The organism is Plantibacter sp. T3, from assembly GCF_902506515.1.
Lineage (GTDB): Bacteria > Actinomycetota > Actinomycetes > Actinomycetales > Microbacteriaceae > Plantibacter > Plantibacter auratus.
In genome coordinates this window covers 3,457,902-3,473,706 of sequence record NZ_LR733286.1, presented here as the reverse complement: position 1 = coordinate 3,473,706, position 15,805 = coordinate 3,457,902, and the positions used below count along the sequence as shown (strand labels likewise).

Here is a 15,805-nt window from a genome sequence, read left to right as displayed (position 1 = left end):
ACGGCCGACCCGTTGACGATCGGGTACAAGCGGCGCGCCGATCCGTTGTCGGCATCGTCCAAGCGTGCCGGCGGGCGACGCAGGCGCCGACGACCGGCCTCAGTAGGGTTGTGCCATGGATCTGCCCCTCACCGCCGCCCTCGTGCCACGCCTCGAGATCCTCGCCCACGCCGGCTCCACCAACGACGAACTCGCCCGACGCGTGCGCGAGGACGGCGGCGACGCGTGGCCCGACCGCTCGGTGGTCCTCACCGACGACCAGCGCGGGGGACGAGGCCGTCTCGGTCGCGTGTGGACGGTGCCACCCGGCACGTCACTCGCCGTCTCGGTCCTGCTCCGGCCGGTCACTCCGTCGGGTGATCCGCTCCCGCTGCAGGCCTACGGCTGGCTCCCGCTCCTCGCGGGTGCGGCGCTCGCGGAATCGCTCCGGGAGCTCGGGGTGCCCGCCGACGTGAAGTGGCCGAACGACGTGCTCATCGGCGGTCGGAAGGTGTCCGGCATCCTCGCCGAGCTGCTGCCGAGCGGGGACGCGGTGATCCTCGGGACCGGTGTCAACCTCCGTCAGCGTGCCGAGGAACTGCCGACCGACCGGTCCACCTCGCTCGCGCTCGCCGGGCTCGCCGATCCTGACCCGGACACCGTCCTCGTCGGCTACCTGCGTGCGTTCGGCGCCCTGTACGACGCCTACCTGGCCGCGTCCGGTGACGCCGAGGCCAGTGGGCTCGGAGCGGCGGTCACCGAGCGATGCGTGACGTTGGACAGCTCGGTGCGGGTGGAGCTCCCCGGCGGCGACGTCCTGACCGGCACGGCCGAGCGGATCGACGCGGACGGGCGGCTCGTCGTCCGACCGACCGACGGTGGTGCGCCGGTCGCGGTGGCGGCCGGCGACGTCACGCACGTGCGCTGAGCGTTCCCGCCTGTTCGCTGAGGGACCGGCGTGCGAGCACCGTCGCGCCGGAGACGGCTGCCGGCATGACCAGCACGGACAGGACCGGCACGAGGAAGAGGACCGCGACCGTCATCCCGAAGCCCAGGGTGCGGGCGCGTCTCCTGGCGAGGACCTGGCGGCGGTCGCGTAACGACAACCCCCTCGCGTCGAACGCGTAGCCCGTCAGTTCGAGGGCGAGGAACCAACCGCTCACGGCGAGCCCGAGCACCGGGACCACCGTCTGGCCGATCACCGGGACGAAGCCGAGGAGGAAGAGGACGGCCGCCGTCGGGATGGTGAGCAGGAGCAGGCCGAGTGCCCGGGTGACACCGGTGAGGAGTCCGCGCCAGGCGGACTCACCCGACTCCGGAGGAGCGTCGCCGAGGGTGCGTTCGACGTCGGCCCAGATCCGCTCGTAGAAGGGATCGCCGACGAAGAGCGTCGCTGCGGCGTAGGCGTACAGCATCACCACGACGGCGACGGCCACCAACGCCACCGCGGCGGCCACCCGGATGGACGAGCGGTACGGCTCGTCCCAGGTGTCGGCGAACGGTGTCGCCCAGTCGACGATCGTGGCGGCATTGACGCCGAGGAGGACGAGCAACGCGATGAACACGACGCCCACGATCGCGGCGGGGACCATGCCGAGCAGCATGCGCTTCGGCGAGGTGCCCCAGAGGCGGAACCCGCCGAAGAGGATGCCGATCCCCTCGAGGAACGACCCGACCACGCCGGGGTGCTGCGCCGTCGGTGCGGTGCTCTCGGCCGGTTTCACGCCTTCATGCTAGCCGGGCGGCCGATGCACGGATGTTCGGGATCGCCGACGGGCGGGGTGGGAGCAGGCGGCGGGTTCCCGCGACTGCTAAGAATGGGAGTATGGCTGATCCCGGTATGACGGGGCCGGGCAGGCCGGCTCCTCCCGCGGCGGCGACCGAACGTGTGGTCGCACGCCTGCGTCCGCATGCCCGGCGGCTCCTGCTCCCCGCCCTCCTGCTCATCGCGGTGAGCGGCGCCGGTGCGTACTTCTTCGGCTCGTTCGACCTCGAGTGGCAGAACTGGGCCGTCCTGATCGGCGGCGGGGTGATCGTGCTGGTCGCCTGCGTCCTGCCGTTCATCGCCTGGCTGTCGGTCCGCTACGTGATCACGACCCGGCGACTGATCGTCCGTCGCGGGTTCTTCGTGCGGACGCGCCAGGAGCTCTACCACGCCCGCGGCTACGGCATCACGGTGCACAAGAGTTGGGTGCAGAGCGCCTTCGGGAGCGGTAACGTCCGGGTGACGAGCGGTGGCGAGGTGCCGGTCGTCCTGAGGGACGTGCCCGGTGCGGTCCTCGTCCAGAACGCCCTGCACGAGCTCGTCGCGGAGAACCAGAGCATCGCCGCGCCGTACCCGGCAGCACCGCCTCCGATGCAGCAGCCACCGGTCCGACGCTGACCGGTGCGGGGCGCGCCCGGCCGGTACGATGTTCCAGTCGGGGCACCCGCCGATCCGCCTCCGGATCCGCCCGTCCCGCCTGCTGAAACGAGACCCGCCGGCCGGTCGCCGGAGAGCTGGAGTGAACCCATGAGCATTCGCGTCGGAGTGATCGGCGGCGGTCAGCTGGCCAGGATGATGGTGCCGGCGGCCGTGAACCTCGGACTCGACATCCGGGTGCTCGCCGAGCAGGAGGGCATGTCCGCCCGACTCGCCACCGTCGAGGTGGGCGACTACCGCGACGCGGACACCGTGCTCGCCTTCGCCGAGACGGTCGACGTCATCACCTTCGACCACGAGCACGTGCCGCAGCACGTCCTGCGGGCACTCGTCGACGCCGGTGTGCAGGTGCACCCGGGACCGGACGCGCTCGCCGTCGCCCAGGACAAGCTGCTCATGCGCGAACGCCTGACGGAGCTCGGACTGCCGGTGCCCGACTGGGCGCGCGTGCACGATCAGGAGGAGCTTGCGGCCTTCCTCGCCGAGCACGGCGGGAAGGGCGTCGTGAAGACGCCACGTGGTGGCTACGACGGCAAGGGCGTCCGTGTCGTCCATGGACCGAACGAGGTCGACGACTGGTTCACGGCGCTCTCCGAGGACGCCAACGGCGGAGCACTGCTCGTCGAGGAGCTGGTGTCGTTCCGGCGCGAGCTCGCCCAGCTCGTCGCCCGGCGCCCGTCCGGCGAGGTGGTGCCATGGCGCGTCGTCGAGACCGTGCAGCTCGGTGGGGTGTGCAGCGAGGTCATCGCTCCGGCGCCCGGCTCGGCTGGTCGGCTCGCCGACACCGCGGAGGAGATCGCCGTGACCGTCGCGACCGCGCTCGGGGTGACGGGCGTCCTGGCCGTCGAACTCTTCGAGACCGACGACGACCGCCTGCTCATCAACGAACTCGCCATGCGTCCGCACAACAGTGGGCACTGGACGCAGGACGGCAGCGTCACGAGCCAGTTCGAGCAGCACCTGCGCGCCGTCCTCGACCTGCCCCTCGGCTCGACGGGCTGCCACCGCGATTGGACCGTCATGGTGAACGTGCTCGGCGGGCCTGCCGAGGGGACGCTCGACGACCGCTACCCGCAGGTCCTCGGTGCGCACCCGGTGGCGAAGGTGCACAACTACGGGAAGGACCCGCGCCCCGGGCGCAAGGTCGGCCACGTCAACGTCGCGGGCGACGACCTCGACGACGTCGTGTACGAGGCACGTGCCGCCGCAGCGCTGCTCGGCGCCGAGAACGCCTGACCGGACGCCGAGCCTGTCGAGGCGCGCCCTTCGACAGGCTCCGGGACCGGTCGAGGAGCGCCTCAGTACACGTCGCGGATGTAGCGCTTCTCGCGCTTGAGCGTGTGCACGTACTCGGCCGCGGCCTCCGTCGAACGCCCGCCGTGTTCGGCGATGAGCTCGTGCAGCGCCTGGTCGACGTCCTTCGCCATCCGGGAGGCGTCACCGCAGACGGCGAAGTGGCCGCCCTCCTCCAGCCAGGCGTAGAGCTCCTTGCCGTTCTCGCGCATCCGGGTCTGGACGTACACCTTCTCTCGCTGGTCCCGGGAGAACGCGAGGTCGAGGCGGTCGAGCACCCCTCCGGTGAGCAGCTCGCCCAGTTCGTCCTCGTAGATGAAGTCGTGCGCCCGGTGCTGGTCGCCGAAGAACAGCCAGTTCCGACCGGTGGCCCCGCGCTCGCGGCGCTCTTGCAGGAACGAGCGGAACGGCGCGATCCCGGTTCCCGGGCCGACCATGATGAGCGGCGCATCGTCGTCCGACGGCACCCGGAAGCCGGCGTTGGCCGAGACGAAGATCCCGCTCGTCCCGCCCTCGGCGACCCGGTCGGCGAGGTGCGTCGACGCGACGCCCCCGTGGGCCCGGTCACCGACGGCGTAGCGGACGCTCGCCACGGTGAGGTGCACCCGCCCGTCGGCAGCCAGCGGGCTGGACGAGATCGAGTAGGCGCGGTGCTGGAGGGGACGCAGGACGTCGAGGAGCGACTCGGCGTCGAACCGCACGGACGTGGAGCGCAGGAGGTCCAGGATGTCCCGTTCGCGCAACCAGGAGTCGAGCGTCTCCGCCTGGGCGAGCGCCAGGATGCCGGCGAGCTCCGAGTCGGGCGCGCGGTCCGCGAGCTCGGCCACGAGGTCCTTCGAAGGGGTCCGGATCTCGAACCCGTGGGTGAGCCGGTCCGCCAGGGTCGAGCCGTCGACCGACTCGTCCGCGGTCGCATCCAGTTCGGCGATGATGGCATCGACGAGCGCCGGGTCGTTGCTCGGCATGACGCCGAGGGCGTCGCCCGCCGCGTACTCGATGCCGCTGTCGCCAAGGTCGAACTCGTAGTGCCGGATCTCCTTCGACGAGGCCGGCCCGGAGAGGACGCGGTTGACGGCGAGGGTCGCGCCGTACGGCGTCTTGCGGGTCCACGGTGAACGCGTGCGGCCGGGCTTCTTCGCCGGTTTGGCGGCCGGCGCGGGAGCGGATGCGGCATCGGCGTCCGTCGGGGCGAGGGCGCCGAAGAGCGACAGGGCCTGCGTGGTCCACGCCGCGGCGGGCTCCTCGTAGTCGACGTCGCAGTCCACGCGGGCGAGGATGCGTTCCGCGCCGAGCTGCTCCAGACGCGTGTCGATGAGCTTGCCCGCCTGGCAGAACCCGTCGTATCCGGAGTCGCCGAGCGCGAGCACGGAGAACTTCAGGCCGTCGAGGCGTGGTGCGGTGCTCGCCTGGAGCGTCTCCCAGAACAGTTCGGCGTTGTCGGGCATCTCCCCTTCGCCGTAGGTGGAGGTGATGACGACGACGTGTCCCATCGCCGGGAGCCGGTCCACCTCGACGTCGTCGAGTCCGATCGTCGTCACCGCCACACCGTAGCCGGAGGCGGCTCGGCCGAGATCCTCCGCGATGGCCTCCGCAGTGCCCGTCTGCGTCCCGACGAGCACGTGCAGGGCGAGCTGCGGTGTCCGGCCACCGGCGTCGGTGACATCGATCGCGCTGGAGCGGACCCCCGCCAGGAATCCGGCGAGCCAGACCCGCTGCTCGGGGCTGAAGGGCGCGTCAGCCGGGATGAACGGGTCGTCTGCGCTGCTGCCGAGCGCGGCGAGCGCCTCGAAGAGCACCGGGCTCGGTGTGCTGGTGGCCGCCGGGGCCTGGGTCGAGGTCATCGTCCCCTCCAGTTCGGGCGCGTTCATCGGGAACCCGCCAGGGTCAGTTCGGCCAGAGCGGCCGATGCAAGGAGTGCTTCGGTGCCACCGGTCGCTGCGGATCGGGTCCGGTTCTTGGCGTGCTGGTGCATGATCCACCCCGTGGTGCCCGGGTGGTCGATCGACAGCACGTTCCGCAGGCGCAGGGCTTCCGTGTAATCGTGGAGGCGCTTCGCGGCGATCATGGCGGCCAGCGCCTCGTCGTCGTACCGTTCGAGCAGCTCTCGAGCCGCCCGCTGCACCCGCTGCATGACGAAGAAGTCCTCGGTGAGGATGAGCGTGCGGACACTCGCCTGCACGAGCGGGTGCGACGGGTCGTCGACGCCGGGCGTGCGGGACATCGCGACCTCCTGGGCGAGCTTCAGCACCGTGTAACTCGTGAGGAGCGCGTAGACGTCCTGCGGGTCGGCCGCGGGCTCGCCGAGTCCGGGGGCGCGACCGCCGCGGACCGGCCGGCGGTCGCGGTAGTCGAGCTTGAAAGTGCGCAGCTGCTGTGCCGCGAGGGCCGCGCCGAGCTCGTCGAGGAGTTCCTTCCGGCTCTTGGCCGCGAGGATCGCGTCGCTGTCCTGGTAGAGCAGCAGCGCGCGCGGCATGCCGAACACGAACTGGTGCCTGGCCGTGTCCCACTCGGCGAGCAACCGGGAAGCGAGCGGCGAGCCGGTCGCCTCGACGTGCCACTCCAGCAGCAGGAGCACGGCGGCCTCGTGGAACGCCGCCTGCTCGCCCTCGGTGATCGATCCGAGGAGGAGGGAGTCCGCGCTGACCTTGCTCGGCAGTTCGCCCCGCGGGTCGTACTGGTAGACGAAGCCACCGCTCATCCCGTTGCCGAAGCCGATCCCGAAGCCGCCGAGGTTCAACACGGCGCCGTTGGTCATGTACTCGCAGGCGTAGTCGCCGACGCCCTCGACGACCGCCGTGGCGCCCGAGTTGCGGACGGCGAAGCGGTCGCCGGCCTCGCCCTGGACGAAGGTGCGGCCACCGGTCGCCCCGAAGAGCGCGAAGTTGCCGATGAGGACGTTGCCGCCGTCCTCCGAGCTGCCGCCGCCGGGGGAGAGGATCGCGATGGTGCCGCCGGATGCGCTCTTCCCGACGCCGTCGTTGCAGGTGCCGGTGTGTCGCCAGTGCAGGCCGTCGACGCAGAACGCCGCGTACGACTGCCCCGCGGAGTGCTCGGTGCGGATTGTCACGGTGTCGGCGGCGAGCGAACGGTGGCCGCGGTCGTCGGTGACGACGGAGGGGATCGCCGCCGCCTGGTCGTCGTCGAGCTCGTGGTTGAGGATGCGCTCGAGGTCGATCGCGAGCTGCCCGCCCACGGAACGCCAGCGGTTGCCGAGTCGGATCCCGCCGTCGGCGTCCTCGGCGCCCAGGTCGAGCGTCGTCCGGCCGTCGTCGAAGAGTCCTGCCCGTACCCGCTCGATGAGGGCGTCGTCGAGCGTGAAGTCCTTCTCCAGGTACACCGGGTCGGTGACGACGACCTCGGGGACGACCGCGAGCATGGCACGCAGGTCGAGGTCCGCGACGGCCGCCGGGTGGTCGACGAGGTGGAGGAGGTCGGTGCGACCGCGGGCTTCGCGAAGCGAGCGGAGGCCGAGGATGGCGAGCCGCTCGCGGACGTCGTGCGCGATGTTCAGGAGGTACTGCGCCAGCGCGCGCGGGTCGCCGTCGAAGGTCTCCGGGTTGGTCGTGAGACCAGCCGGGCACTTCACGTTGCAGTTCTTCGCCATGACGCACTTGAGCATCATGAGCGCAGTGGTCCCGAACTCGAAGCTGTCGCCGCCGAGCAGGGCGGAGATGACGACGTCGCGACCGGTCTGGTGCGCGCCGGAGCAGCGCAGGGTGACCTTCGATCGCAGACCGTTCGCGCTGAGGGCCTGGTGGACCTCGGCGATGCCGATCTCGGCGCTGCGTCCGGCGTACTTGAGGCTTGTCACGGCGGCTGCGCCGGTCCCACCGGTGTTGCCGGCCACGTTGATGACGTCGGCGCCGGCCTTGGCGACGCCGACGGCGATCGTGCCGATGCCCTCGGAGGAGACGAGCTTGACGACGACGCGGACCCGTGCCGCCTTGCAGTCGTGGATGAGCTGCGCGAGGTCCTCGATCGAGTAGGTGTCGTGGTGCGGCGGCGGCGAGACGAGCTCGATGCCGGGCGTGCCACCCCGGGCAGCGGCGATGTCCACCGTCACCTTGGGAGCCGGGAGCTGACCGCCCTCGCCGGGCTTGGCACCCTGGCCGATCTTGATCTCGAGCTCCTGCAGCATCGGGTCGGCGAGGTAACCGGCCCAGACACCGAAGCGCCCGGAGGCGAACTGCTTGATGCGCGAGCCGCGGATGGTGCCGTAGCGGGACAGGTGTTCGCCGCCCTCGCCACTGTTCGACATCCCGCCGACCATGTTGGTGCCGTGCGCGACCGCCTCGTGCGCGGTCGCCACGAGGGCGCCGTGGCTCATCGCCCCGGACGCGAGGGATCGGGTGATCTCGCTCGCCGGCTGGACGAGGTCGGTCGAGATGCTCTCGGCACCCTCGACGAGCATCGAGAAGTAGTCGTCGGCGGACCCCGTCGCCTCCACGATGAGGTCGCCACCGGAGATCCAGTGCCCCGTCACCTCGCCGCCGAAACGGTGGACGTAGTACTCGCCGAGCGCCGAGACCCGTGTGAGGTCGCCCGCGAGCGGTCCCGTGAGCTGCAGCCGGTGCCGCCCCTGCTCGGTCCGCGTCGCACGCAGGCCGCGGACGACGATCGAGGAGTTGCCGACGGGGCCGAGCCGGTCGAGCTCGCGCGCGAACTCCTCCGGGGTGGTCAGTCGGGTGATGTCCTCCGGCAGCACGAGCACGTCGCGGAGGGCCGCCGGGCGACGGCGGCGCTCGGTCGTCATCGACTGGACGAAGGAGCGGTAGCCGGGCGTGATGGTGAAGGCGTCGATCTCGTCGTCGTCGAGGGCGTCGAAGGAGGTGTGCTGGTAGGCGTCGTCGTCGATCCCGAACGCGTCCTCCAGGTTCCCGATGGTGTGGAGGCGCAGCGGGTCGTCGCCGAGCGTGCCGCCCTCGCGGTCGACGGCCGTGGTGTCCGCTCGCGGCAGCTGCACGGGCTCCTCGGTGAGGTCGACGAAGCCGCGGACCGCGGTCGTCCCGTAGGAGTGGCCGGCGCCCTCGGCGCGTTCCTTGAACAGGCCGAGGAGCGGGACGTCCGCGTCGCTCGACGTCGTCAGGGCGCGCTGGTGCCAGGCGCTCGCCGTCCGGGCGATCCCGGCGAAGCCGACGCCGCCGACGGGGGCGCGGAGGTGCGGGAAGGCGCGCGCGAGCACGGGGTCGCTCGTGTCGAGGTAGTTCGGCTCGAAGAACTCGCCGCCGATGTAGCTCTCGACGGTGCAGAGGCCGACCCGGCCCATGGTCTTCAGGAGCGACTTCTCGGCGGCGTAGGCGAACCGGCGGAACGCTGCTTCCACCTCGTCGGGGTGCTGCTGCTCGGCGCGGAGGCGGACAGCGAGCGGGTGGACGGCCGACGCACCGAAGCCGAGGGCGGAGGCGACGTGGTGCGAGGACGGCAGCTGGCCGCTGTCGACCACGAGCGACACGCGGAGCCGGAGGCCGTCGTCGATGAGTCGCTGGTTGACGGCCGCCACGACGAGGATGAGCGGCAGGGCGGCACCCTCCGCGTGGACGCCGCGGTCACTGAGGATCGCGATGCCGCCGTTCTCTGCGGCGAACCCGGCGACCGCCGCGGCCACACGCTCGACGGCGGCCTCGAGCGCGTCGGCGTTCGCCTGCGCGTCTACCTCGGGCCGGTAGAGGATGTCGAACCACGCGGCCGGCGACTCGTGCTGAGCGCTGAGGCGCCGCAGTTCGTCCTCGCTGATGATGGGGGATCGGAGGACGAGTTGCTTCGTGCCGACCGTGCCGCTGCCGGGCTTCGGGCCGAGCGCGACCCGGAGGGTCATGCCGTCCGCCTCACGGATGCTGTCGAGCGGCGGGTTGGTCACCTGGGCGAAGCGCTGGGAGAAGTACTTCGCCAGGCCGCCCTCCTGGTCGGACAGGGCGTTGATGGCGTTGCCGTAGCCCATCGCCGAGATCCGCTCCTTGCCCGAGGCGAGCATCGGGTCCGTCATGAACCGGAAGCTCTCCTGGTTGAGGGAGTACGCGACGTAGCGCTGCACCTGGCTCAGCCCACCGCGGTAGGCGAACGCGTCGTCCGCCGAGGCCGTCGGTGCCGACACCGGGACGCCCCGGTCCTCGAGCGCATCGAGGTCGGTGGCCGATGCGGCGAGCATCGCCGGGTAGTCCTTGCGCGCCGCGAGGAGCTCGAGCGCCTCGCCCGTGCGGAGGCGCGTGCCCGTGCGGTGGTCGTAGGCGAGCATGCCGCCGGCCTCGATGCGACCGCGGTGGACCACCTCGTCGTCCGGGAACGGCAGCTGCCCGGCCTCGGAGGTGACGCAGAGGTAGTCGGCCGTCTCGACGCTGCGCAGCGGGCGCAGGCCGAGCCGGTCGAGCCGGGCGCCGACGGTCGTGCCGTCGTTGAAGATGAGCGCGGCCGGGCCGTCGTTCTTCTCCTCGACGAGCGAGAAGTACTCGAGCATCGCGCGCACCTCGCGGCTCAGGGTGCGATCGTTCTCCCAGGCCGGGGGCATGACGGACACGACCGCCTCGAGCAGTTCGAGTCCGTCCTCGACCACGCGGCTGTGCAGCGTCTGGTCGAGGCGCGAGCTGTCCGACTGGCCCCTGGCCCGGATGATCTTCCGGCCTCGCGATGCAGCCAGCGCCGTCTCGGACAGACGGTTCTTCCGGTCGGTGTTGAGCTCGCCGTTGTGCGCCATGAGGCGGAAGGGCTGCGCCATCGACGGGTGGGGAGCGGTGTTCGTCGAGAACCGGGTGTGGAAGGCGAGGGTCCTGACCCGGTGCAGGGGGTCGGCCAGGTCGGCGAAGTAGGGGATGACCTCGCCGGAGTTGAGGCGTCCCTTGAGAACCTGGGTGCGCGTGCTGAGCGACAGCGGGTAGAGGCCGTCGAGGGTGAGGTCCGTGTAGGCCGTCGCCTCGATCGCGAGCAGGGCCGCGTGTGCGCGCTGGTCGAGGTCCTCCGTGGAGGCGTCGTCCGAGGGCTCGAAGATCCACTGCCGGATCGGCAGTTGGTACTGCACGGCCTTCGGGCGCAGGACGGCGTCGACCGTCGGCACGGCACGGGCGAGCAGCACGGTGAAGCCGGCCTCGCCGAGCGAGCGTTCGATGAGCGCCTCGGCGTCACCGATCCGACCGTGGTCGACCGGGAGGAAGACGTTCGCGACGCCGAACCGCCCGGCGACGAGCGGCTTGCCGACGAGGGAGCTGAAGAAGTCGACCGAGAGGTCGATCTGCACGCCCGCTCCGTCGCCGACACCCTCGGAGGACATGCCGCCGCGGTGGGGGATGGCGCACAGGGCGGTGTCGCCGAGTGCGATGACGTCGTGGCTCTGCACGCCGTCCTTCCGGGTGATGAAACCGACGCCGCAGTCGCTCTTGTCGGTCTGGCGATCGACGAGGTCTGGCAGGGGCGACGGTGCGGCGGTGCGCGGGCGCGGTGGAACGGAAGACGAGATCACGACGGGGTACCCCTCGGAATGCGGGCGCTGGACGGCCCGGAGACGGTGAGATGACGGGACCGGATCTACGTCGCTGGAGGGAGGGTCCGTGTCGACGCGGGCGCTGGGTGCGGCGGCCGTCGTCTGCATGAATGGAGGTGTTCCGATACTAACCGGGCCGTCCCGCCCACTCAACCGTAACGAGCCGAACCGGGCCGTTCGGCGTAGGCTGGGTGTTTCCGGTACGCATGGGACACGCCGTGAGCGCTCCGGCAGCTCCCGTCGACGGCCCATCGTGCAGCGCCCGGATGCGCTGCGGGACGGCTCACGAGCCGGCCCCGTGGCGGATCGGATCGCGACCGGACGACCGATGTGCAGCCAGCTGCATGTTTTTCGGACCAGAATGGTGAAATGACGACAGAGCACACGGCTGCGACCGGTCGCGGCTTCGCGCACGCCAAGGCGATCCTGCTGGGCGAGCATGCCGTCGTGTACGGGTCTCCAGCCGTCGCCCTGCCCATCCCGTCGCTCCGGGTCGAGGCGACCGCCCGACGCATCGACGGAGCCTCGGTGCTCGACACCGAGATCTCGCTCGGCCCGCTCGACGCCTCCGATCCGCTCGGGACCACCGTCCTCGAGACCCTCGCGCACGTCGGTGCGGCACCGGCCGGTGTCGAGGTCGTCGTCCGCGGGACCCTGCCGATCGGCCGAGGCCTCGGTTCGAGTGCCGCGGCCGCCAACGCGATCGTCGACGCCGTCGCCGACCTGCACGGCGTGGCGCTCGACGACGCCGACCGGTTCGAGCTCGTGCAGCGCGGCGAACGCGTCGCCCACGGGACGCCCAGCGGTCTCGACGCCCGGGCCACGAGCGCCTCGACACCCATCCTCTTCACCGCCGGCCGCGTCGAGCATCCGCCGATCCGCTTCGGCGGCAGCTTCGTCGTGGCCGACACCGGTGCGCGCGGGTCGACCCGGAAGGCGGTCGCCGACGTCCGCGCCTTCGTCGAGCTGCACCCCGAGCGTGGTCGCGCGCTCCTGGCCGAGCTCGAACGCGGGACCGTGGCGGGCGTCGCCGACCTCGCCGCGGACCGCCGCGACGACCTCGGGACCCGCATGGACGCGGCGCAGGTCGTCCTCGACGAACTCGGCGCCGGCCACCCGGCCATCACCGCGCTCATCGCGGTCGCCGCGGGGAACGGCGCCCTCGGCGCGAAGCTGACGGGCGGCGGGCAGGGCGGATGCATCATCACCCTCGCCGCAGACCCCGCGTCAGCCCGACGCATCTCGCAAGCCCTCCTCGAGGCCGGAGCACTCGGCACCTGGACGATCGACGCGGAGGACTACGCGTGACCCTGACCCCGCAACAGCTCGCGACGACCGCCTCGGAGGAGGGCAGTGCGACCGCGCTCGCCAACCCCAACATCGCCCTCGTCAAGTACTGGGGCAAACGGGACGAGGCGCTCATCCTCCCGTGGACCGGAAGCCTCTCACTGACCCTCGACGCAGCGCCCACGACGACGACGGTGCGACTGACGGACGCACACGACGACGTCGTGCTCCTCGGTGGACGACCCCTCGAGGGCACCGCCCGCTCCCGCGTCACGCGCTTCATCGACCTCGTGCGCGCGCTCGCCGGCCGGGACGAGCGCGTCACCGTCGACTCGCACAACGAGATCCCCACGGGCGCCGGCCTCGCCTCCTCGGCCTCGGGCTTCGCTGCGCTGGCGCTCGCCGCATCGACCGCGTTCGGACTCGACCTCGACCGCCGCGCCCTCTCCCGGCTCGCGCGCCGCGGCTCGGGCTCGGCCTCCCGCTCGATCTTCGACGGGCTCGCGGTTTGGCATGCCGGTCATGACGACGAGAGTTCCTTCGCCGAGGGGGTGCCGGCCTCCGGGCTCGAGCTCGGCATGGTCCTCACCGTCCTCGACGCCCGGGCCAAGTCGGTCTCCAGTCGCGACGGCATGCGGCGCACGGTCGACACCTCCCCGTACTACCCCGCCTGGGTCGAACGCACCCCCGTCGAACTCGAGGAGATGCTCGCGGCGATCTCCCGCGCCGACTTCACCGCGGTGGGCACGATCGCCGAGCGGAACGCGATGCGGATGCACGCCACGATGCTCGGCGCCGAGCCGCCGGTCCGGTACTGGGGACCGGCGAGCGTGGAACTGCTCGATCTCGTCGCAAACCTCAGAGGCGACGGCCTCGAATGCTATGCGACGATGGACGCCGGCCCGAACGTGAAGATCCTGTGTCGAGCCGACGCGGTCGACGAGCTCGCGACTCGGATCCTCGAGGCGCAGCCCGACATCGGCGTCATCCCCGCCAGAGCCGGACGGGGCGCGAGGCTCATCACCTCGGAGCCCGGCGGATCGGCGGGCGAGCAGACAACGGAAGGAGCGCGATGATCGAGATCAAGGCGCCCGGCAAGCTCTTCGTGGCCGGCGAGTACGCCGTCGTCGAACCAGGGCACCCCTCCATCCTCGTCGCGGTCGACCGGTGCGTCACCGTCCGACTCGAGGCGAGCGAGCACGAGGGCCGCATCTTCTCCGACCAGTACGGCCGAGCGCCCATCATCTGGCGTCGCAACCGCAACGGGGTCGTCGTCGAGCACGAGGAACGCCCGCTCGACCACGTCCTCTCCGCCGTGAGCACGATGGAGACCCTCGTCGCCGAGCTCGGCGTCGCGCAGCGGTTCTCCGCGCTGTCCATCACGAGCGAGCTCGACGACGCGAGCGGCCGGAAGTTCGGCCTCGGCTCGAGCGCGGCCGTGACGACCGCCACCATCCGCGCCCTCGACGAGTTCTACCAGCTCGACCTCACCCGCACGCAGATGCTCAAGCTCGCGATCCTCGCCACCATCGACGTCGCGCCGGCAGCCTCCGGGGGCGACCTCGCGGCGAGCATGTTCGGCGGCTGGCTCCGCTACACCTCGCCCGATCGGGCCCGGCTGCGGGAGGTGCGCCACCGAGAAGGGGTGCTCGCCGCCCTCCGCGACCCCTGGGCCGAGCTGGGGCTCGAGCGACTGTCGCCGCCGACCTCGCTCCGGCTCCTCGTCGGATGGACCGGCGAGCCCGCCTCGACCACGCGTCTCGTCGACGAACTGCAGTCCCGCAAATGGGCGGAGACCGCCCACTACACCTCGTTCCTCGCGGCCAGTCGCGCCGCCGTCGACGCTCTCACGATCGGCTTGAACGACGAGGACCCGGCCCTCGTGCTCGGTGCCGTCCGCTCCGCGCGCGCGACGCTCGCCGGTCTCGGCCGCGACGCCGGTGTCGACATCGAGACCGCCGCGCTCGCGCAACTCTGCGACGCCGCCGAGCGCCTCGGCGGGGCGGCCAAGTCCTCCGGTGCCGGTGGTGGCGACTGCGGGATCGCGTTCATCGGCCAGTCCGTCTCCACCGCCGCCCTCGAGGACGACTGGTCGGCCCACGGCATCGAGCGGCTCCCGCTCACGGTGCACCCGCCGACCGGCCTCATCGACGCCGCCCACAGCCCGTGGGGGCCGTCGGAGATCAGCCGTACCGACGACGACGCGGTCGAATCCATCAGATCCACCTACGCTCGTGCCTTCGCCGAGCAGCACGACGTCCTCCGGGGCGGAACGGAACCCCACGCATGAGCAACGAACCCGACGGCGTCGCACCGGTCCCACTCAAGTGGATCGGTCCGCTCCACCTGAGCGGCAACGTCATGGAGGGCGAGCAGGAGGTCCCGCTCGCCACCTACGAGAGCCCGCTCTGGCCGTCGGTCCGTCGGGGCGCCCGCATCTCCTCCATGGTCCCCGGCGGCATCCGCGCGACGCTCGTCGACGAGCGGATGAGCCGCTCCGTCCTCTTCGAGGTCGACTCCGCCGGCGACGCCCTGCAGGCACTCCGCGAGATCGAGCGCAGCCTGCCCGAGCTGCAGGCCGTCGTCGCCCAGTCGAGTCACTTCGCCGAACTCATCGAGATCAACTCGCAGATCGCCGGCAACCTGCTCTTCCTGCGCCTCGAGTTCCGCACCGGTGACGCGTCCGGCCACAACATGGTCACGCTCGCGGCGGACCGTCTCATGCCGTACATCATGGAGCGTTGGCCGATGCTCCGCTACGGCTCGATCTCCGGCAACTTCTGCTCCGACAAGAAGGCGACCGCGGTCAACGGCATCCTGGGTCGCGGCAAGAACGTCGTCACCGAGATGACGATCCCGCGGGCGATCGTCGAGCGGTTCCTGCACACGACGCCCGAGCAGATCGTGCAGCTGAACGTGCGCAAGAACCTCGTCGGGACGATCCTCGCCGGCGGCCTGCGCAGCGCGAACGCCCACTACGCCAACATGCTGCTCGCGTTCTACCTGGCGACCGGCCAGGACGCGGCGAACATCGTCGAGGGCTCGCAGGGCGTCACACACGCCGAGGTGCACGACGGCGACCTCTACTTCTCCTGCACCCTGCCGAACCTCATCGTCGGCACGGTCGGCAACGGCAAGGGGCTCGGCTTCGTCGAGGAGAACCTCACCCGCCTCGGGTGCCGCGAGGACCGTGAACCCGGCGCCAACGCCCGGCGACTCGCCGTCCTGTGCGCTGCCGCCGTCTGGTGTGGCGAACTGTCACTCCTCGCCGCGCAGACCAACCCCGGTGAGCTCATGGCCGCCCACCTGAAGCTCGAACGCAGCGCGCAGACCGCAGCCGGCGCGCCCGCCTGACC

General features: G+C 71.4%; 10 protein-coding genes. 7 read left to right on the top strand and 3 right to left on the bottom strand.

Annotation, left to right across the window (positions count from 1 at the left end; translation table 11 throughout):
- Nucleotides 1-115 precede the first annotated feature (115 nt).
- On the top strand, nucleotides 116-907 hold the full coding sequence (locus GV015_RS16435) for a biotin--[acetyl-CoA-carboxylase] ligase (RefSeq protein WP_159879435.1): 792 nt from the start codon (nucleotides 116-118) through the stop codon (nucleotides 905-907).
- Here GV015_RS16435 and GV015_RS16430 read toward each other — a convergent pair.
- Nucleotides 891-1,703, bottom strand: coding sequence for an EI24 domain-containing protein (locus tag GV015_RS16430; protein ID WP_159879433.1), 813 nt, complete (start codon nucleotides 1,701-1,703; stop codon nucleotides 891-893). The two genes, GV015_RS16435 and GV015_RS16430, sit on opposite strands and share 17 nt — an antisense overlap.
- Nucleotides 1,704-1,804: 101 nt before the next feature.
- Here GV015_RS16430 and GV015_RS16425 point away from each other — a divergent pair, with 101 nt between their 5' ends.
- A complete protein-coding gene (locus tag GV015_RS16425; RefSeq protein WP_231884331.1) occupies nucleotides 1,805-2,362 on the top strand; it encodes a PH domain-containing protein in 558 nt (185 codons plus the stop codon).
- 129 nt (nucleotides 2,363-2,491) lie between these two features.
- Nucleotides 2,492-3,637, top strand: a complete 1,146-nt coding sequence (locus tag GV015_RS16420; RefSeq protein WP_159879431.1) for a 5-(carboxyamino)imidazole ribonucleotide synthase — start codon at nucleotides 2,492-2,494, stop codon at nucleotides 3,635-3,637.
- A gap of 62 nt (nucleotides 3,638-3,699) precedes the next feature.
- Here the strand turns inward: GV015_RS16420 and GV015_RS16415 are convergent, their stop codons facing one another.
- Together GV015_RS16415 and GV015_RS16410 are read right to left on the bottom strand one after the other, a co-directional pair.
- The gene (locus GV015_RS16415; RefSeq protein ID WP_079707414.1) at nucleotides 3,700-5,535 is read right to left on the bottom strand and encodes a sulfite reductase subunit alpha; all 1,836 of its coding nucleotides are present in this window, start codon (nucleotides 5,533-5,535) and stop codon (nucleotides 3,700-3,702) included.
- A gap of 23 nt (nucleotides 5,536-5,558) precedes the next feature.
- Nucleotides 5,559-11,141 (bottom strand): glutamate synthase-related protein, encoded by a 5,583-nt coding sequence (locus tag GV015_RS16410; RefSeq protein WP_236555510.1) that lies wholly within the window; start codon nucleotides 11,139-11,141, stop codon nucleotides 5,559-5,561.
- Between the two features lie 390 nt (nucleotides 11,142-11,531).
- On the opposite strand from GV015_RS16410, the gene mvk reads away from it, so the two are divergent.
- From mvk to GV015_RS16390, 4 genes are read left to right on the top strand one after another with little or no spacing between them, the layout of a single operon-like run.
- The gene (mvk, locus tag GV015_RS16405) at nucleotides 11,532-12,470 is read left to right on the top strand and encodes a mevalonate kinase (RefSeq protein ID WP_079707312.1); all 939 of its coding nucleotides are present in this window, start codon (nucleotides 11,532-11,534) and stop codon (nucleotides 12,468-12,470) included.
- On the top strand, nucleotides 12,467-13,525 hold the full coding sequence (gene mvaD / locus GV015_RS16400) for a diphosphomevalonate decarboxylase (protein WP_236555508.1): 1,059 nt from the start codon (nucleotides 12,467-12,469) through the stop codon (nucleotides 13,523-13,525). The genes mvk and mvaD overlap by 4 nt, the downstream gene beginning before the upstream one ends.
- Nucleotides 13,522-14,739 carry a phosphomevalonate kinase gene (locus GV015_RS16395; protein WP_071262515.1) on the top strand — a complete coding sequence of 406 codons (1,218 nt, stop codon included), beginning with the start codon at nucleotides 13,522-13,524 and terminating at the stop codon, nucleotides 14,737-14,739. The genes mvaD and GV015_RS16395 overlap by 4 nt, the downstream gene beginning before the upstream one ends.
- Nucleotides 14,736-15,803, top strand: a complete 1,068-nt coding sequence (locus tag GV015_RS16390; protein ID WP_079002857.1) for a hydroxymethylglutaryl-CoA reductase — start codon at nucleotides 14,736-14,738, stop codon at nucleotides 15,801-15,803. The genes GV015_RS16395 and GV015_RS16390 overlap by 4 nt, the downstream gene beginning before the upstream one ends.
- Nucleotides 15,804-15,805 lie beyond the last annotated feature (2 nt).

What these genes read in the sequence shown, in the direction of transcription:
- GV015_RS16395 (WP_071262515.1), top strand. Translation starts at nt 13,522, where the DNA reads ATGATCGAGATCAAGGCGCCCGGCAAGCTCTTCGTGGCCGGCGAGTAC.
- GV015_RS16420 (WP_159879431.1), top strand. Translation starts at nt 2,492, where the DNA reads ATGAGCATTCGCGTCGGAGTGATCGGCGGCGGTCAGCTGGCCAGGATG.
- GV015_RS16390 (WP_079002857.1), top strand. Translation starts at nt 14,736, where the DNA reads ATGAGCAACGAACCCGACGGCGTCGCACCGGTCCCACTCAAGTGGATC.
- GV015_RS16425 (WP_231884331.1), top strand. Translation starts at nt 1,805, where the DNA reads ATGGCTGATCCCGGTATGACGGGGCCGGGCAGGCCGGCTCCTCCCGCG.
- GV015_RS16435 (WP_159879435.1), top strand. Translation starts at nt 116, where the DNA reads ATGGATCTGCCCCTCACCGCCGCCCTCGTGCCACGCCTCGAGATCCTC.
- GV015_RS16415 (WP_079707414.1), bottom strand. Translation starts at nt 5,535, where the DNA reads ATGACCTCGACCCAGGCCCCGGCGGCCACCAGCACACCGAGCCCGGTG.
- mvk (WP_079707312.1), top strand. Translation starts at nt 11,532, where the DNA reads ATGACGACAGAGCACACGGCTGCGACCGGTCGCGGCTTCGCGCACGCC.